Genomic DNA, 17,376 nt, shown 5'->3' with positions numbered 1-17,376 from the left:
GTGGGCGCCTGGCTCGCCCGGTACGCCGCCGACCCGGCCGACGAAGCCGGTGGCACGCTGGTCGCCCCGGCCGTCGACGGCAAGACGGTGCGCGGATCCCGCACCGACGGCGCAGCCGTCCACCTGCTCGCCGCCGCGCTGGAGGAATTGTGTGCGGCGTCGGCCGAATAACCGGGCCGTTTTCTGTTTCCGAAGCTCATTCGGGCGTATAGAGTCACCCCATGAGCAAAATTGATTCCGTATCCCGAGTGGCCCTGAAGAAAGTCACCCCCGACGTCTCCGCGGCCATGGGTTCCCTGCATGGCGCCGCCGTTTCCGCGGCCCAGGAAGCCAAGGTCGAACCGGAAATCCTGGAACTGATCCGGATCCGTGCCTCGCAGATCAACGGGTGCGCGTTCTGCCTCGACATGCACACCAAGGACGCCCGCGCCCAGGGCGAGACGGAGCAGCGTGTCTACGCCCTCAACGCCTGGCGGGAGACCCCCTTCTTCACCGAACGCGAGCGCGCCGCACTGGCGTTGACCGAGGCGGTCACCCTGGTGCACGACGGTCACGTGCCCGACGCGGTCTACGCCGAGGCCGCCGAGGTCTTCGACGAGCAGCAGATCGCGGCACTCCTCTGGGCGGCCACCGTCATCAACGCCTACAACCGGATCGCGATCGCGACACGGATGGTCCCGGGGGCTTATCAGCCCGCTCAGAAGTAGCACTCCAGAAACAGCACTCCAGAAGCGGAAATTCAGAAACAGTACCGAATTCGGGCAGCGGAAAATGGCGCCGGGTCGAATGCGATGCGATCCGGCGCCTTTTCGGTGTCCGGTTCTCAGTCGCCCGGCAGCGGCTCCATGACCTCGTCCAGCCATTTCCGCCATTCCGGCGCGCGCACCGCCGGAGCCGCCCGCATCGGCCCCCCGGCCCAGCCCGTCACGGGCCGGATCCCGTGCAGCGCGTTGACCAGCCACACCTCACGGCCGTCCAGTTCGGCCACCGTCCGCTCGCGGAGGGCGACCCTGATGCCCGAGCGCAGGGCCCGCTCCTGGACGAGGCCCCCGGTCACTCCGGCCAGCACCGGCAGCTGCGGCACGGGCAGGCACAGGATGTCGTCCTCCCACCACAGCACGCTCGCGGTGGACGCCTCCAGCACCACCCCGGACGGTGTGGTCAGCACCGCCTCCTGGGCGCCCTTGACGGCCGCCCGCCGCCGGACCCGGGCCAGGGCGTCCAGGTCGGGGCCCTTGCGCCGGGGGGCGGCCCGCGGATCGGGCTGCCCGGCCGCCCAGAGGCACACCTCGGAGCCGAGCGGCGGCGCGAACCGCAGCAGCAGCCGCAACTCTCCGGAGTCGGCCGCCAGTTCGACGCGGGGAAACCACTCGCCGGTGCGCGGCAGTGCGGCGGTCATGTCCCGCCAGAAGTCCTGCAGCTGTCGCAGCGGCGGCCCGCCGCACTCGCCGCAGGCCCGCAGGAACCGCTCCCGGTGCCGGTCGAGGGCACGCACCCGGCCGTCCCGCACCAGCCAGGAGTCCGCGACGAGCAACCGCCCGCCGACCGCCGGACCGGCCGTCAGCCCACGACGGGGCGTCCACGTCGACAACCGCTCGGCCCTCACCGGTCGTGTCACAGGCGTTCCTTCCTCAGTACTTGCGGCCCGCGACGGCGGGCGCCCCGTGCCGGGGGCCGTACGGCGCGTGCTCCAGCCACGACCCGCACCACGGCAGTACGGGCGAGAAGGCCGCGGCCACCCGCTGCTTGACCCGGATGATCCGGCGTCGTGGCCGCAGATGATCGAGCGCGGTCCCGGCGGCGGCGCTGTTGAACAGGCCCGCCGCCCGCCGGACCTCGGCGAACCCGGCGACCGCCGCCGCCGACCCCGAAGCGAGGGACGCCGCGACGGCTTCCGCTGCCGCCGCCGCGTCGGCGATCCCGCTGTTCATGCCCCGCGCGCCGAACGGCGGGAAGAGATGCGCCGCCTCGCCGACGAGCAGCACCCGCCCGTGCGGATCGGTGAAGGAGGCCGCGACCTTCCGCAGGAAGCGGTACGTCGACACCCACAGGATCCGCTCGGCGTACCCGTCCCCGACGACCGCGGGCAGCCACTCCCGTACGGCCTCCCGAGTGCCGTACGCCTCCCGCGCGTCGTCGTCCCGGCACTGCAGGTCGACCTGGAAGCCACCGGTGAACGGCACCCGCATCACGCTGCGCCCGCCGAGCCCCGGATGCTCGTAGTGGAAGACCCGCTCCAGCGGCAGCTCGGCGCCCGGTACGTCGGCCACGTCCACGACGACGTGGAAGCCCTCCCCGTGCGTGCCCTCCATCCGGATGTCCAGCGCGGCCCGGACCGCCGAGCGGGCCCCGTCCGCGGCGATGACGTGCCGGGCGCTCCAGGCCCGCCCGTCCTCGGTGGTCAGCACGGCCTCCGCGGGGGTGGTCCGTACGTGCGCCACCTCCGCGTCCCAGACGAACTCCACCCCGGCCGCCTCGCAGGCGGCGAGCAGGAAGCGTTCGGTGTCCACCTGTCGCAGACTGGTGAAGGGCGGCAGGCCGGAGGGCGGCGGAAAGGTGCGGGAGTACACCTCACGGCCCCGGTACAGGGTCCGCCGGGTGTGCCAGGTGCGCCCGTACGCGGTGATCTCGGCGGCCAGCCCCGGACGCATCCCGTCGAGCAGCCGCAGGGTCTCCCGGTGCACGAACAGGGCGCGGCTGCCGGGACGCCGACGGCCCTTCGGGTCGGCCTCCAGGAGGACGACCGGCAGATCGCGGGCCCGTAGAGCGAGCGCCGCGGACAAACCCACAGGACCGGCGCCCACCACGACGACCGGATGCTCTCCGGCGACGTCCGGGCTCATGCGCGGACCCCCGCTGCCAGCATGCGGGTGATCTCTACCCGCTTCACCTTCCACGTGGCCGTCATCGGCAGCTCCTCGAACCGCCACTGCCGCGGCTCGGCCATCGCCGGCAGGTCGGCGGTGGCCTCCCGCCAGCGCTCCGGGTCCAGGGGCCGTTCGCCCTTGACGCACACCACCGGCACCGGTTCGCGGTTCGCGCCCTGCACGATGACGACCTCGCGCAGCTCCTCCAGCCGGGACATCAGCGTGTCCTCGACCTCCAGGTTGCTGCGCAGGGAGTCGATCCGGTCGACCTCACGGTCGATCAGGTGCAGCGCGCCCGAGCGGCTCCGGTATCCCATGTCGCCCATCCGCCACCACCCGCCGTCCAGTTGACGCTCGTACTGCTCCCGGGCGCCGAGGTAGGTGAGGATGCGGCCCCTGGTCCGGGCCTCGATCCGGCCCGGTGTACCGGCCGGCACCCGCCTGCCGTCGGGGCCGGTGACGCGGACGCGGGTGAAGCCGGGTATCCCGATCCCGACCCGGCGTCCGTCCGCCCGTGCGGCACCGCGCCGGGTGAACCACTGGAACGCGACCGGCCCCGTCTCGCTCTGCCCGTACAGCTGGATCAGCCAGGGCGTACGACGCCTGGAGGCGCCCAGCAGCCGCCGGACGGTGCGCGGATGGATGGCGTCGAACGTGGAGCCGTACGACAGGACCCGGGACAGCGGCGCTCCGGGCGCGTCCGCCAGCTCCTCCCACAGCACGAACGTGTTGGGGTGGGTCTCCACGATGCCGGGCCGGTGCCGGGCCAGCAACGGTCCCACCGCGGCCGGTTCCGGATCGGTGATCAGCACGAGCGGGCTGCCGAAGTGCAGCAGGACGCCGAGCAGATGGTAGAAGCGCGAGTGCACGAAGGACATGTGCAGCGCCGCCGTCTCACCGCGCGTGGGCCAGCCCATCGCCTTCTGCGGCACGAGCCGGCTCCCCATGGTGCTCGCGCAGTGCACGGCGAGCTTGGGCACGCCGGTGGTGCCGGAACTGTGAGTGATCAGCGCTGGTTCGCGGGGGTGCAGCCGCACGGGCGCGGGAAGTTCGGCGCCGGCGTACTTCTCCAGCGGATCGGCTCCCGGCGCGTCGTCCACGGACAGTGTCCGCCCCACCAGCGCGGAGAGGTCGACCTCCTTCAGCGGGCCGTCCAGCTTCGCCCTGTCGGTGATCAGCCAGGGCCGCCGGAGCCGTGCGAGCAGCCGGCCGGCGACCGTACCGTCCAGACCCGGCGAGAGCAGTACGGGCACGGCGCCGATGCGGGAGACGGCGCAGGTCAGCAGCATGATGTCGACGTTGTCCGTCTTGTGCACGACCACCTGCTCCGAGGGCCGTACCCCGGCCTCCCACAGCCGGCCGGACAGCTCCTCGACGACGTCGGCCAGCACCGGGTAGCTGAGGTCGACCCCCAACTCGGGGCGGACGTCCAGCGGGCGGTCCAGGGTGACGAAGACGGCTCCGTGCCGGTCGGCGGCCCGCCGGAACACCGGGCCCAGGTAGAACCCGCGGTCGGAGAACGAGGGCTCCTGCTGTCGCATGGGGCCGGTCCTTTCTGTCGGAAGGTCTGTCGGGAGGTCTGCCGGGTCGGTCACCGGATCACCACGCGCCCTGGCGGACCAGATGGCGGCGGAGCTTGCCGGTGGGGGTGCGGGGGAGCGACGGGACGAAGCTGACGCTTCTGGGGACCTTGAAGGCGGCCAGGCGCTCCCGGGCCAGCCGGATCAGGTCCTCCGCCAGACCGGGCTCCGGCGACGTGACGGGTACGACGAACGCGCGCAGCCGGCTGACGCCACGCCCGTCGGTGACGGCCACGACCGCGACCTCCCGTGCCCCCGGATGGGTCCGCAGCACGGCCTCCACCTCCAGCGGGGAGACGGTGATGCCGCCGACCATCTCCATGTCGTCGGTGCGGCCCAGGTGCCGGTAGGCGCCGTCCGGCTCGCGGCGCGCCCGGTCGTGGGTGGCCAGCCAGCCGCCGACCAGGGTGCGGTCCGTCTCCTCGGGCCGGTTCAGGTAACCGGGCGTCACCGTCGGCCCGCGCACCCACAGCTCGCCCTCAGTACCGTCCGGCACCGGACGCCCGGCCCGGTCGCGCAGCTCCACCTCGAAGCCGGGGACGGGACGGCCGACGGTGCCCGGGTGGTTGTGGTCGAGGCTGTTGGCACAGAAGGCGTGCCCGGCCTCGGTGGAGCCGATCTGCTCCAGGACCGGCGCGCCGAGCAGACCGGTGACCTGATGCCCGAGCCCCTCGGGCAGGCCCTCACCGGCCGACACCGCGGCGCGCACCGAGGCGAAGCAGGGCTGGTGCCCGCTGCCCCGGTCGGCCACCAGCGCGGCGTACGCGGACGGCACGGAGTAGAGCAGGGTCACCCGGTGCCGGGCGACCAGTCCGTCGACGGCGGCCGGGGTCGGGCGCCCGTCCACCAGAACGGCGGACGAGCCGGAGAAGAGCGGGAAGACGAAGGCGTTGCCGAAGCCGTATGCGAAGTACAGCTTGGACACCGACAGGGTGACGTCGTCCTCGGTGATCCGCAGCAGCCGCCGGCCGATCAGCTCGTGGTACGCCTTCGGGTCGCCATGACCGTGGACGACCCCCTTGGGGCGGCCCGTGGTGCCGGAGGTGTACTGGATGTACAGCGGGGTGTGCGCGTCGGCCTGGTGGGCGTCGGCCGGCCCGGCGGTCGCGGTGAGCGCGACCAGCTGGTCGGCGCCGAGCCGGGCCCGGTCGGTGAACCGGTCCTCCAGGCCCGGCCCGGTCACGCACAGCACGGCTTCGGTGTCCTCGGCCATGAAGGCGTGCTCGGCCGCCGGGAGTTCGGGGTTGACCAGGACGGCCACGGCACCGAGGCGGGCGGTGGCGAGGAAGGCCGTCACCCAGGCGATGCCGTCGGGCAGCGCCAGCAGAACCCGGTCGCCGGGACGCACGCCCCGCTCCGCGAGCACACCGGCCGCGCGGGCCGCGAGGGCGTGCACCTCGCCGTGGGTCCAGACACGATGCCCCTGGTGGAAGGCGACCCGGGCGCCCCAGCCCCGCCGCTCGGCGAGTCCGGCGAGCTGAGCCGCGAGGTTCCCGGGAGCAGCGGCGTCGGGCGGAGCCGTGGCGGTCTGCGGTGTCGTCATCGGACGGCCTCCTCTACGACGACCGGCCCGGCGTCCTCACACACACCCGCCGGTGGGGCGGCGGGTTCGCGGGGGCCGACGGTCCGTTCCGTTGCCGGAGCGGGCTCCTGCCGAGGCGCCCCGGCAGGTACCGCGGTCGCCGGGGTTTCCCCCGCCGCCTGCTCCCGCAGGGCCCGCATCTGGGCCGCGGTCTTCAGCAGCATCTCGTCGTACTCCGCGACCGGGTCGGAGTCGAGGACGATCGCCCCGCCGGCGCCCAGGTGCAGCAGACCGTCGGCGAGTACGGCCGTACGGATGACGACACTCAGGTCCGCGCCGCCGCTGCACCCCAGGTAACCGAGGGCGCCGGAGTAGACACCGCGGGCCTCGGTCTCCAGGGAGTCGATGATCTCCAGGGTGCGGAGCTTCGGCGCGCCGGTCATCGACCCGGCGGGGAAGCAGGCCCGGACGCAGTCCACCGCGTCCGTGTCCGCGCGCAGTCGCCCCTCGACGGTGGAGACGAGCTGGTGGACGGTGGCGTACGTCTCGGTCGCCATGAGCCGCGGGACCCGTACCGTCCCGGTCCGGCAGACCTGACCCAGGTCGTTGCGGAGCAGGTCGACGATCATCAGGTTCTCGGCACGGGTCTTGGCGTCCGCCGCCAGCGCGTCCCTGAGCCGGGCGTCCTCCTCCGGGGTGTGGCCACGGGGCGCGGTGCCCTTGATGGGTCTGGCCTCGGCGATCCCCTCCCGTGTGATCCGCAGGTAGCGCTCGGGGGAGGAGCCGGCCACGTCGAGGTCCCCGAACCTCAGGAAGGCCGCGTACGGGGCCGGGTTGACGCGGCGCAGCACCCGGTAGAAGTCGTACGCGTCGGCCGGAGCGGGGAAACGGGCGGCGTTGGTCAGGCAGACCTCGTAACTGGTGCCCGCCCGCAGTTCTCGCCGGCAGGTCTCGATGTCCGCGAGGTAGGTCTCCCGGTCGCGGACCAGCCACGGCTCGGCGGCACCGAGGTCCGGTTCGGCCGGCGCCGGCGGCGAGGGCCGCTCCACGTCCTGGGACACGAAGGCCAGTCGGGCGACCGCGCTCTCGAGCCAGTCCGCCGCCTCCCGCGCGGCCTGCGGGGTGTCCTCCGCCAGGCAGACCGCGTAGGTGAAGCCCTCCTCGTGGTCCACCGCGATCAGCCGGTCGGCGAACAGCCAGCAGGCGTCCGGGGTTTCGGCCCGGTGCCGGTTAGGCGACCCGCAGTCGGCCTTCGTCTCGTAGCCGAAGTAGCCGACATATCCGCCGGTGAAGTCGAAGGGCAGCCCGGTGGCGTCCACCCGGCGGTTCGACAACTGCCGCTTGAGGTAGTCGAAGACACTCGCCGTGACCTTGCGCGGCGGCCGCCCGGTCCGCTCGATCTCGCAGCGGCCGGCGGTGACGTCGTACCGCACGAACTCCGCGAGCGGGCCGCTGTCGTCGCCGAAGAAAGAGAAGCGGGCGAGCCCCGGCTCGACCCGGGAGCTGTCCAACCAGAACGCCCGCTCGGAAGCGCCGTACAGCAGGGTGAAGGCGGCCTCCGTGTCGACCGCGGTGGCGATGCGGCGGGTGTGCAGGCGGTAGCCGGGGCGGTCGGGGCGCCGGGGCCGGGGGATGACCACGGCCGACGGTTCGGCCGGGTGGCGCGGGATCGGGGTGACCGCGGTGTTCTTCGTACGCGTCTTACGGGCCCGCTCGGCCGTGAGGTTGCGGAAGTTCACGAGCATGCGGTGGCCGTAGTCGGTGAGCACGGACTCCGGGTGGAACTGCACGCCCCACAGCGGCCGGCTGCGGTGTCGCAGCCCCATCAGTACGCCGTCCTCGGCCCAGGCGGTGCCCTCCAGGGTCTCGGGCAGCGGCTCGTGCACGGACAGCGAGTGGTAGCGGACCGCGGTGAAGTTCTGCGGCAGCCCCTGGAACAGGTCTTGTCCGTCGTGCCGGACCGCGGACAGGTACCCGTGCCGGGGCTCCGGCGCGGACAGCACCCGGCCGTGTTCCCCGAGCGCGATGCCCTGGTGCCCCAGACACACGCCGAGCACCGGCACCGGGGACCCCGCGAGCATCCGGGCACTGATGCCGAAGTCCCGCGTCCGGCCCGGGTGTCCCGGACCCGGCGAGATCACCGCGTTGTCGAATTCCGCGAGATCCGGAATTGCGTCGGCGGGGGTGTCGTTGCGGATCACCACCGGCTCCTCGCCGTTGACCTCGGCGATCAGCTGGAACAGGTTGTACGTGTACGAGTCGTAATTGTCGATGAGCAGGGTCTTCACCCGCCCACCTCCCTCTGGTCGTTCACGGGCCTACGCGGTCCGTCGCTTGTGCCGTCCACGAAGCGTCTGGAGCGGCGGATAGAGCCATTTCTTGAAGAAACGCTGGAGGCGCGGCATGAGAATCCAGGTGACGAGCGCCGTCACGCACAGACAAAGGAACAGTGCGCGGAGGAACGGATTCACGCTGCTGAGATAGGGAAGCACGATGACATTGAACAGGAGCACCGGTGGGAACACCGCGCTCATATTCACGAACCACAGTTTCCATTTCGACGGCGGAGGCGGCGGGGCCGGCGCGGCGGGCTTGGCGGCCTGGGAGTTGAACCACTCCTTCGCGCCCCGCACGCTGTGGCGGGCCGTCTGCCGCGCGAAACCCTCCGTCCGGGTCTCCCACTGCTTCCGGGCGAGCGAGTCCTCCCAGGCCAGGGCGGACCCTTCACTGTCGAAGCGGTAGACCACATGCCACTCAGCCTCTCGGTCGACGAGGACACCACCCCCCATGAAGCCCGGCTGCGCCGCACTCGCGGCCAGTATGGCCCACCCCCAGGAGTGGAAGGCGGACTCGTAGCCCGGCACCACGTGATAGGCCACGGTGACGGTGACGGGATTAATGCTCACGGGGTCGAGTACGGGAAGGGGGAGCGGTGCGTTCAAACCTTCAACTAAATTTTTCCGGCCGTCTGGAATGTTGGTGTTTGTGGTGCTTTCTAGGTCTCTGGTGTCTTCTGTCAGTTCGTGCCGCGTGTGAATCTCTCGGAATTCGGGGAAGCGCTTGCCGGAATGACGGGAAAAGTTGCACGATCTCTGTTCGAGGCGGGTCGATTCCTGGAAAGAAATGACCGCCCATGCGATTTACCAGCGAATGGACGGCAGGGAACAGGTAGCAGGGAACGCGTGGCCATGTTCATGGCGTAGTGAGCCGGCGGCTCGTCAACGACATCGCGCTGGTCGCACTCACTCCCGCACGCCGGAACACACTCGTATGCGGCGGCGATGTCGATCCAGCCTGCTGGGCGCATGAGCCCGACGGCGAGGTTGCGCAGGGCGGCCATGGCGCGGGGTGCGGTGCCGGTGCGTACTCACGAGGCGTCCTCGCCGAACGTCACGTCTCCGACGTGGTGCAGGGCCTCAACCGACCAGAGATTCCGGACGAGTTCGGAGAGTCGCGAAGGGCTCGCCCGACCGGGCGGGAGGCTGGTGAGCGCGGAGACGGTCTTCGTCTCGACGGCGACTTGCCCCGCCCCCTCAACGGGGTTCCACTGGAAGGAGGACAATCTCCGGCAGATCTACGACCTGGGCTGGGACCACCTGTCCGGCAGCCACGGCAACGTGGGCACCCGGGTGGACATCGACTTCGAGCTGTCGTTCGTCGCGGACCTCAAGGAGGCCGTCGGCAACGCGATGGCCGCGCACCCGTTCAGCAGCTTCGTCGGCCCGGGGGCGAGCGCGCACACCGGCTTCCTGGCCGACTTCTTCGCGACCGTCTCCCGCGAGGCCACGGACGCGCTGCGGCCGAAGTGCGGCCGCCTGTACGGCTTCGAGGAAGCGACCGTGCCCAACGCCGAGATGGTGGCGTGGGCGATGTACGAGTACCGGTGAGGGCGGCTGCCATGACCGATACAGCGACTGCCCGGGAGATCACCGCCGCCGTGGTGCGGAAGAAGGGTTCCTTCGAGTCGGAGTCCGCCGTACTGGACGCTCCGCGCGACGACGAGGTGCTGGTGCGGATCGTGGCCACCGGCCTGTGCCACACCGACCTGGTGGTCCGCGACCAGGTGTATCCGGTGCCGCTTCCCGTCGTCCTCGGCCACGAGGGCGCCGGCGTCGTCGAAGCGGTGGGCACGACCGTGGAGAAGGTGGCGCCCGGCGACCACGTCGCCATCAGCTTCCTGCCCTGCGGCCGGTGCCACCCCTGTTTCGACGGGTCCCCCGCGAGCTGCGCGAACTTCAACGCCATCAACTTCGCCGGCCGGCGCCCCAACGGCTCCCATGCGCTCCGGTCCGCCGAAGGGGACGGCACACTCCACGACCGGTTCTTCGGGCAGTCGTCCTTCGCCACCTACGAGGTCACCAACGAACGCAACACCGTCAAGGTCCGCGCCGGCGCGCCGCTGGAACTGCTCGGCCCGCTCGGCTGCGGCATCCAGACCGGCGCCGGCACGGTCCTGCGGGCGCTGAAAGTGGGCGCCGGCGCGACCTTCGCGGTGATGGGCACGGGCGCGGTCGGCCTCAGTACGGTGATGGCCGCCCGGGTGGCCGGCGCGACCACGGTCATCGCGGTCGACGTGCTGCCCTCCCGGCTGGAGCTCGCCACCGAACTCGGGGCCACGCACGTGGTCAACGGACGCGAGAAGGACGCCGTCGACGAGATCCGGCGGATCACCGGCGGCGGCGTCGCCTTCGCCCTCGGCGACTCCGCGACGGCGCGGCGGACCCGCGGCGCGCTGGCCCGCGCGGTGGGCGGAGTGCTGGCGGCGGCGGTCGCCCTGGCGGACCCCCGACTGATCGTCCTCGGGGGCCTCTGGGGCGCCGAGCCGGGCATCGCCGAGACCATCCGCGAGCACTTCGCGGAGCTGCCCCGCAGCGTGCCGGTCGCGGCGGCCCAGGTCACCGAACCCGAACTCGCCGGGGCCCGCGCCCGCGCCGTGGAGGAACTGCGCACCGTCATCATCACCACGCCGCGCCCGGAATCATCCGACTGACCCGAAATGTTCGGACAGGTGGCGCCCACACGCGACGCTGGTAGGGGGCGGCACCCCAGCCCCCGTCGGGTGCGGCCAGGCCCTGGCGGGGTTCGACGCAGAGTCGTGGGTTTCCTCAGACGCGCCGGCTGTCGTCCGCTTTCCCCCGGGGGACGGCCGGGGCCCTGTCGAGGCCGTCGTGCGCGTCGCGGGGCAGGCCGATGGCGAGGAGCGCGACGTCGTCGTCGAGGTGCCCCGCGGTGTACCGGTACAGGTCGGCGAGCAGGGCGTCCAGCACGTGGTCCGGGTCCGGTGGGAGGGGTCGGGACAGCCGCGGGACGGGGTCGTAGAAGACCCCGCGGCGGTCGCGGGCCTCGACGACGCCATCGGTGAACAGCACCAGGACCGCCCCCTCGGGCAGGGCGTACTGGTCGACAGGGATGTCCGGGAGGACGTTCGGGATGCCGAGGTCGGCCAGACCCAGCGGCAGTGAAGGCGTGGCCGGCTCCAGCGGGCGGGTCCGGCCGCGGTGGACCAGCAACGGCGCCGGGTGTCCCCGATTGGCCATGCGCAGGGTGGAGCCGTCGGTGGACAACTCGGCGATGACGGCGGTGGCGAACGTCTCGGGTCCTGTCCCGCCCTCGGCGGCGTTGGCCTCCCGCACCCGATCCTCCAGCCAGCAGACCACGCCGGGCAGGTCCGGAGCGCGAAGGGCGGCCTCGTGGAAGGTGCCCAGCAGCGCGTTGACGGTGTGGACCGCGCCCAGGCCTTTGCCCCGGACATCGGCGATCATCAGCCGGACGCCATGGGGAGTCGGGTGGATCGCGTACAGGTCGCCCCCGATGGCGGCTTCCCGTGCGGCGGCCTCGTACCGGACGGCCACGGCCAGCGGCCCGATCCGCCCGGGCGGGGAGGGAAGCACCGCGCGCTGGACGGCCTCGGCGACCTCGCGGGCGTTCTTCAGCTGCCGCCGCTCGCGGGCCAGCAGCCGGTTGACGACCACGGCCAGGAGGGTCAGGGTGACGAAGGTGGAGAACGGGACGACATCGTCGACGCCGAACGGCATCCTGCCTCTCACCAGCGGCAGGAGCAGCGCGGCAAGGAACGCCGCCCCGCCGGTGGCGATCGTCCCGGCCAGGGAGAACCAGGGCGCGACCAGCACGGGGGCGGCCGCCAGCAGGGGAAACACCCTCATACCTCGCGGGCTGAGGAGGTCGAGGACGAACACGCCGAGGATCAGCACGGCGGGCAGCCATCGAAGCCGCTGCCTTTCGCGGGGCGGTAACGCCCGAGTGGGGCCCATTCTCCTGCGCTCCGGGGGTGTTCCTGAACAGAATCCGGGTTCAGTCTCTGCCGCATCCCCGACCACGGCGACCGGAGCACCGCGTGCGATGTGCCGGGTTCTCGTCGGTGGAATGAATGGCGGGCAGTCGCCGGCGGCTGCTTTCCGCCGTCTTCCTCGTCGGTCACGGCGGGGCGGGAGGAGCGGCCGGAGGGCGTCAGCGGGCACCTTCCCGCTCGGAGGGCCGCCCGGTACCGCGATCACGGCGAATCCCTCACTGTGATCGCGGTACCGACCCCGGAGGGAATGTCACGCCGACAGGGGGAACTCCTCGCCCAGGGCGCGGAAGACGTCGGTGTTCAGGGCGAAGGCGCGCTTGCACTCGGTGATGACGCGCTGCTTCTCCAGGTCGTCCGCCCGGATGCCGTCGAGCAGTTCGCGGTACTCGCGCTTGAAGGCGGCCGGGTTGGATATCCCCTCGAAGACGTAGAAGCGGACGCCGTCGCCCTTCTTCGGAAAGCCCCAGGTGCGCTCCGCCCTGTCGCGGATGATCTGGCCGCCGGAGAGGTCGCCGAGGTAGCGGGTGTAGTGGTGGGCGATGTAGCCCGCCGGCCATGCGCTCGCGCAGTGCGCGACCCGCTCCGCGTACGCCTGTGTGGCGGGCAGTGCCGTCAGCGTCGCGCGCCATTCGGGGCCCCGCAGACGGGCCAGGTCCTGCTCCAGAGAGGGCAGGCGCAGCAGCTCCGGGCGGATGAAGGGGCCGGCCACCGGGTCCGACGCCAGCTGCTCCGTACCGGACTCCAGTGCCTGGTACACGAACCACAGCTGCTCGGTGTAGCGCGCGTACGCCTCCATGCCCAGGCGTCCGCCGAGCAGGTCACTCATGAACGTCGAGGTCTCCGCCTCCACGTGCTGCTCGTGGGAGGCGGTGCGGATGAGGGTCGAGAAGGAGTCCATGAGTCCAGATCTTCTATGGTTAGGCTTACCTAAGTCAAGAGCTTGCCGACAGTCCGTCGGTAACTCTTTACCCCGTTGCGGGACGACGGAAGCCCGCCCTCCGAAGAGAGCGGGCTTCGAGGTCGGGAGCCTGGGCCCCGGTCCGGTTCCGGTTCCGGTTACGGCAGGGTCAGGATGTCCGCGCCGGTGTCCGTCACCACCAGGGTGTGCTCGAACTGGGCCGTCCGCCTGCGGTCCTTCGTCACGACCGTCCAGCCGTCGTCCCACATGTCGTACTCGTGCGTGCCCAGGGTCAGCATCGGCTCGATCGTGAACGTCATGCCCGGCTGGATGACCGTCGTCGCGTGCGGGCTGTCGTAGTGCGGGACGATCAGCCCGGAGTGGAACGAGGTGTTGATGCCGTGACCGGTGAAGTCCCGGACCACGCCGTAACCGAAGCGCTTGGCGTACGACTCGATGACCCGGCCGATGATGTTGATCTGCCGGCCCGGCCTGACGGCCTTGATCGCCCGGTTCAGCGACTCCCGGGTCCGCTCCACCAGCAGCCGGCTCTCCTCGTCCACATCGCCCACCAGGTACGTGGCGTTGTTGTCGCCGTGCACCCCGCCGATGTACGCCGTCACGTCCAGGTTGACGATGTCGCCGTCGCGCAACACCGTCGAGTCCGGGATGCCGTGACAGATCACCTCGTTGACCGAGGTGCACAGCGACTTGGGGAAACCGCGGTAACCGAGCGTCGACGGGTACGCGCCGTGGTCGCACATGTACTCGTGCGCCACCCGGTCCAGCTCGTCGGTGGTCACGCCGGGCGCGATGAGCGCGGCGGCTTCCGCCATCGCGCGCGCCGCGATCCGCCCGGCGGTCCGCATGGCCTCCACGGTCTCGGGGGTCTGCACCTCCGGCCCGGTGTACGGCGTGGGAGCGGGCTTCCCGACATACTCGGGGCGGCGGATGTTTCCGGGTACGGAACGGGTGGGAGAGAGCTCCCCTGGGATGAGCAGCGACTGGCCAGACATGGCGGCGAGTCTAATTCAGAGCCCACGGGGCACCGTCTTCCGTGGCGAGAGGAGCCGGTCATGCCCCTGTTCAAGAAGCGGACGGTCGGAAAGCCGGGCGAGTGGTACTACTGCCTGGAACACCAGAAGGTCGAGGAGGGCCCGGACTGTCCCAACAAGGACCGCTTCGGTCCCTACACGAGCCGCACCGAGGCCGAGCACGCCATGGCGACGGCCCGTGAGCGCAACCTCCAGTGGGAGAACGACCCCAAGTGGCACGACGCCCCCACCGGCGAAGGTGAAGGCGACAGCGGCAGCGGCCGGGGCGGCGCGGGCTGAGCCGAGGCCGCGGGCTGAGCCCAGGTGCCGGGCGGGCCCGCTCCGGCTACCAGCGGGCCGGGGGCGGGGCCGTCAGGAGGTCGGCCAGGCGGGACACGCGGTCCCGGAAACGGCGGTGGCCCCGCGGTGACGGCAGGGCGTTCTCGCCGGCCGCCGCGCCGACCAGGTGCTGCACGGTGTCCAGGTCCAGTTCGGCGCCCGGCGGGACGGCCAGCGTCTCGTGGGCCAGCGCCGGCAGCTCGCCGTCGCCGGGGCCTAGGGCCAGCAGGGTCGCGCCGGCCCGGCGGGCGTCGGACACCCGCTCCAGCAGCGGGGCCGTGGGCTCACCGGGCGCCACCACCAGCAGCGTCTCGCCCCGCCGCGCCGCCTCCAGCCGGCCGAGCCCCACCGCCAGATGCGCGGGGTCCGAAGGGCGCGCGTCGTGCCGTACGAGCGTCGGGACCAGCTCCGGCGTGCCCGACCAGGCCGCCTCGTCCACCAGGTGCGCCGCCAGGTGCCACGGTTCGTACTCCCGCGTCCCCACGAGCAGCAGCCCGCCCCCGTGCGACACCACCGACCCCCGCAGGGCCCCCGCGAACCGCCGGGTGGCCCCCAGCCACTCGGTCCCGGCGAGCACGTCCCTCAGCAGCGCGACCCGTACGGCGTCCATGAGGCGCACCCTGCCCCAACCGGGCCCCGGTGACGTGGAATTCGCCCCTGATTCATCCGACCGGGGGGCGTGGGGCGGCGCAGTGACAGCGCTCACGTGGGGCCGCGTGAGCCGGAAACGATTCCGCCGCGCCCGTAGAGTCGGGCCATGACCTCCAGTACCCCCAGCGACAGCGCACAGCAGCCCGAAAAAGCCCCCGCGAAGGCTCCCGCCAAGGACCCCTGGGACCTGCCCGACGTCTCCGGGCTCGTCGTCGGCGTGCTCGGCGGAACCGGGCCGCAGGGCAAGGGCCTTGCCTTCCGGCTCGCCAAGGCCGGCCAGAAGGTGATCATCGGTTCGCGCGCCGCCGAACGCGCGCGGGCCGCCGCCGAGGAACTCGGCCACGGCGTCGAGGGCGCCGACAACGCCGAGACCGCCCGCCGCAGCGACATCGTGATCGTCGCCGTGCCCTGGGACGGCCACGGCAAGACGCTCGAGAGCCTGCGCGAGGAACTGACCGGCAAGCTCGTCGTCGACTGCGTCAACCCGCTCGGCTTCGACAAGCAGGGCGCCTACGCGCTGAAGCCCGAGGAGGGCAGCGCCGCCCAGCAGGCCGCCGCCCTCCTCCCGGCCTCCCGGGTCACCGCCGCCTTCCACCACCTGTCCGCGGTCCTGCTCCAGGACCCGGAGATCGACGAGATCGACACCGACGTGATGGTGCTCGGTGAGGTCCGCGCCGACGTGGAGATCGTGCAGGCCCTCGCCGGACGCATCCCCGGCATGCGCGGCATCTTCGCCGGGCGGCTGCGAGGCGCCCACCAGGTGGAGTCCCTGGTCGCCAACCTGATCTCCGTCAACCGCCGCTACAAGGCACACGCCGGGCTCCGTGTGACGGACGTATGACCTCATGGGGGACACTGGTGGGCGAAGCAGTGTCCCCCGACAGGAGCCCAGCCGCCATGCCCCGACTCGCTCTCTACGCCCTCACCGTCTGCTTTCTCGCCGTCGCCGCGGCCGTCGTGTCCTTCGTCCAGGGCAGCTGGCTGGGCGTCGTCTGGATCCTGCTCGCGGGACTGTCGTCCAACATGACCTGGTACTACGTGCGGCGGGGGAAGATGGAGCGGCAGGCCGCCGCCGAGGCGGCGCAGGGCGCGGAGACGGCGCAGGGCGACCGGCCCGTCACGGGCTGACCCGTCACACGCCGACGGGTCACGCGCCGACGGGTCACGCGCCGCGGCCGCCCGTCGGTCCCCCGTCGCCCGCCGGCCGGTCTCCTTACGCGGTGACCGAGCAGAACTCGCTCTCGTCCTGCCAGAAGCGGAACAGATCCAGGCCGCAGTACGTCTCCAACTCGTGGATGCCCAGGGCCGACAGGATCGAGTCGATCACGTCGAAGAACACGCCGTTCACCGCCGGCACCCACAGCAGCGCGAACACGAACAGCAGGCCGAAGGGTGCGAACGGTTCCACCTGGCGCCGCAGGCTCCGCGACAGCCAGGGCTCGAGCACGCCGTAGCCGTCCAGGCCCGGCACCGGCAGGGAGTTCAGGATCGCGGCCGTCACCTGGAGCAGCGCCAGGAACGCCAGCGCGAACCGGAAGTCGGCCGGCACGCCGTCCAGCGCGCCCAGCCAGAAAGGCGCCGTGCACACGAGCGCGAACAGGACGTTCGTCAGCGGGCCCGCCGCCGAGATCAGACTGTGCCGCCAGCGCCCCCGGATCCGGTGCCGCTCGATGAACACCGCCCCGCCCGGCAGACCGATCCCACCCATGATCACGAACAGCACGGGGAGCACGATGCTGAGCAGGGCGTGGGTGTACTTCGCGGGATTCAGCGTGAGGTAGCCCTTCGCGCCGATCGAGATGTCGCCGCTGTGCAGCGCGGTGCGGGCGTGCGCGTACTCGTGCAGGCACAGCGAGACGATCCAGGCGGCCGTCACGAACAGGAACACGGCGACGCCCGGCTGGTTCGCGAACCCGGTCCAGGTGGCCCATCCCGTGACCGCCGTGACGGCCAGGATGCCCAGGAACACCGGGCTGATCCTCCGGTCGCCGTGGCGGGTGGTGGCGGTGGTCATGGGGCTCCCTGGGCTGACTGTCGGGCCACGGCCCGGCGGGGACGAGGCCGGCGGGCACATGGTTGGACGCGCGGGGCGCCGCGCGCGGACTGCCCGACCGTACCGGGCGCACCCGGAAAACGTCTCGCGTCGGCCACCGGTTCCGGAGAGGGTGGGGACCT

General features: G+C 71.9%; 18 protein-coding genes. 7 read left to right on the top strand and 11 right to left on the bottom strand.

Annotated elements, in window-relative coordinates; translation table 11 throughout:
• Together V4Y04_RS09540 and V4Y04_RS09535 are read left to right on the top strand one after the other, a co-directional pair.
• Positions 1-171 carry a hypothetical protein gene (locus tag V4Y04_RS09540; RefSeq protein WP_332427001.1) on the top strand — a complete coding sequence of 57 codons (171 nt, stop codon included), beginning with the start codon at positions 1-3 and terminating at the stop codon, positions 169-171.
• Positions 172-221: 50 nt separating this feature from the next.
• Positions 222-707, top strand: a complete 486-nt coding sequence (locus V4Y04_RS09535) for a carboxymuconolactone decarboxylase family protein (RefSeq protein WP_332426998.1) — start codon at positions 222-224, stop codon at positions 705-707.
• A gap of 116 nt (positions 708-823) precedes the next feature.
• On the opposite strand, the gene V4Y04_RS09530 is transcribed toward V4Y04_RS09535, so the two are convergent.
• The 6 genes from V4Y04_RS09530 to V4Y04_RS09505 are packed head-to-tail and all read right to left on the bottom strand — an operon-like array spanning position 824 to position 8,875.
• Positions 824-1,618: an aminotransferase class IV gene (locus V4Y04_RS09530; protein WP_332426996.1), complete on the bottom strand. Its 795-nt coding sequence runs from the start codon at positions 1,616-1,618 to the stop codon at positions 824-826.
• Positions 1,619-1,631: 13 nt separating this feature from the next.
• Positions 1,632-2,843 (bottom strand): FAD-dependent monooxygenase, encoded by a 1,212-nt coding sequence (locus V4Y04_RS09525; RefSeq protein ID WP_332426994.1) that lies wholly within the window; start codon positions 2,841-2,843, stop codon positions 1,632-1,634.
• Positions 2,840-4,408 (bottom strand): class I adenylate-forming enzyme family protein, encoded by a 1,569-nt coding sequence (locus tag V4Y04_RS09520; protein ID WP_332426992.1) that lies wholly within the window; start codon positions 4,406-4,408, stop codon positions 2,840-2,842. The genes V4Y04_RS09525 and V4Y04_RS09520 overlap by 4 nt, the downstream gene beginning before the upstream one ends.
• A gap of 58 nt (positions 4,409-4,466) precedes the next feature.
• Positions 4,467-5,990, bottom strand: a complete 1,524-nt coding sequence (locus V4Y04_RS09515; RefSeq protein ID WP_332426990.1) for a benzoate-CoA ligase family protein — start codon at positions 5,988-5,990, stop codon at positions 4,467-4,469.
• Entirely contained in the window at positions 5,987-8,257 is a 2,271-nt protein-coding gene (gene pabB / locus V4Y04_RS09510; RefSeq protein ID WP_332426988.1) for an aminodeoxychorismate synthase component I, read from the bottom strand. Before pabB ends, V4Y04_RS09515 begins: the two co-directional genes overlap by 4 nt.
• A 30-nt stretch (positions 8,258-8,287) precedes the next feature.
• Entirely contained in the window at positions 8,288-8,875 is a 588-nt protein-coding gene (locus V4Y04_RS09505; protein ID WP_332426986.1) for a hypothetical protein, read from the bottom strand.
• A 579-nt stretch (positions 8,876-9,454) separates the two neighbouring features.
• Here V4Y04_RS09505 and V4Y04_RS09500 point away from each other — a divergent pair.
• Positions 9,455-9,856 carry a hypothetical protein gene (locus tag V4Y04_RS09500; protein WP_332426984.1) on the top strand — a complete coding sequence of 134 codons (402 nt, stop codon included), beginning with the start codon at positions 9,455-9,457 and terminating at the stop codon, positions 9,854-9,856.
• An 11-nt stretch (positions 9,857-9,867) separates the two neighbouring features.
• Positions 9,868-10,959 carry an NAD(P)-dependent alcohol dehydrogenase gene (locus V4Y04_RS09495; protein WP_332426983.1) on the top strand — a complete coding sequence of 364 codons (1,092 nt, stop codon included), beginning with the start codon at positions 9,868-9,870 and terminating at the stop codon, positions 10,957-10,959.
• A 115-nt stretch (positions 10,960-11,074) separates the two neighbouring features.
• On the opposite strand, the gene V4Y04_RS09490 is transcribed toward V4Y04_RS09495, so the two are convergent.
• The 3 genes from V4Y04_RS09490 to map form a co-directional block, all read right to left on the bottom strand.
• Positions 11,075-12,133, bottom strand: coding sequence for a PP2C family protein-serine/threonine phosphatase (locus V4Y04_RS09490; RefSeq protein WP_332426982.1), 1,059 nt, complete (start codon positions 12,131-12,133; stop codon positions 11,075-11,077).
• A 396-nt stretch (positions 12,134-12,529) separates the two neighbouring features.
• On the bottom strand, positions 12,530-13,177 hold the full coding sequence (locus V4Y04_RS09485; protein WP_332426981.1) for a biliverdin-producing heme oxygenase: 648 nt from the start codon (positions 13,175-13,177) through the stop codon (positions 12,530-12,532).
• A gap of 158 nt (positions 13,178-13,335) precedes the next feature.
• Positions 13,336-14,193, bottom strand: coding sequence for a type I methionyl aminopeptidase (gene map, locus V4Y04_RS09480; RefSeq protein ID WP_332426980.1), 858 nt, complete (start codon positions 14,191-14,193; stop codon positions 13,336-13,338).
• Between the two features lie 60 nt (positions 14,194-14,253).
• Here map and V4Y04_RS09475 point away from each other — a divergent pair, with 60 nt between their 5' ends.
• Positions 14,254-14,511: a hypothetical protein gene (locus tag V4Y04_RS09475; protein WP_332426979.1), complete on the top strand. Its 258-nt coding sequence runs from the start codon at positions 14,254-14,256 to the stop codon at positions 14,509-14,511.
• Positions 14,512-14,557: 46 nt separating this feature from the next.
• Here V4Y04_RS09475 and V4Y04_RS09470 read toward each other — a convergent pair whose 3' ends face one another.
• Positions 14,558-15,160: a hypothetical protein gene (locus tag V4Y04_RS09470; protein ID WP_332426978.1), complete on the bottom strand. Its 603-nt coding sequence runs from the start codon at positions 15,158-15,160 to the stop codon at positions 14,558-14,560.
• A 147-nt stretch (positions 15,161-15,307) separates the two neighbouring features.
• On the opposite strand from V4Y04_RS09470, the gene npdG reads away from it, so the two are divergent.
• Both npdG and V4Y04_RS09460 read left to right on the top strand, forming a co-directional pair.
• Complete coding sequence (gene npdG, locus V4Y04_RS09465; RefSeq protein ID WP_332426977.1) at positions 15,308-16,042, top strand: NADPH-dependent F420 reductase; 735 nt, start codon at positions 15,308-15,310, stop codon at positions 16,040-16,042.
• A 56-nt stretch (positions 16,043-16,098) separates the two neighbouring features.
• Positions 16,099-16,329 (top strand): hypothetical protein, encoded by a 231-nt coding sequence (locus V4Y04_RS09460; protein ID WP_332426975.1) that lies wholly within the window; start codon positions 16,099-16,101, stop codon positions 16,327-16,329.
• A gap of 85 nt (positions 16,330-16,414) precedes the next feature.
• On the opposite strand, the gene V4Y04_RS09455 is transcribed toward V4Y04_RS09460, so the two are convergent.
• The gene (locus V4Y04_RS09455; RefSeq protein WP_332426973.1) at positions 16,415-17,215 is read right to left on the bottom strand and encodes a site-2 protease family protein; all 801 of its coding nucleotides are present in this window, start codon (positions 17,213-17,215) and stop codon (positions 16,415-16,417) included.
• Positions 17,216-17,376 lie beyond the last annotated feature (161 nt).

This window comes from Streptomyces sp. P9-A2 (assembly GCF_036634175.1).
GTDB lineage: Bacteria > Actinomycetota > Actinomycetes > Streptomycetales > Streptomycetaceae > Streptomyces > Streptomyces pratens.
The sequence above is the reverse complement of the archived record's forward strand: the minus strand, read 5'-3'. Positions and strand labels throughout refer to the sequence as shown.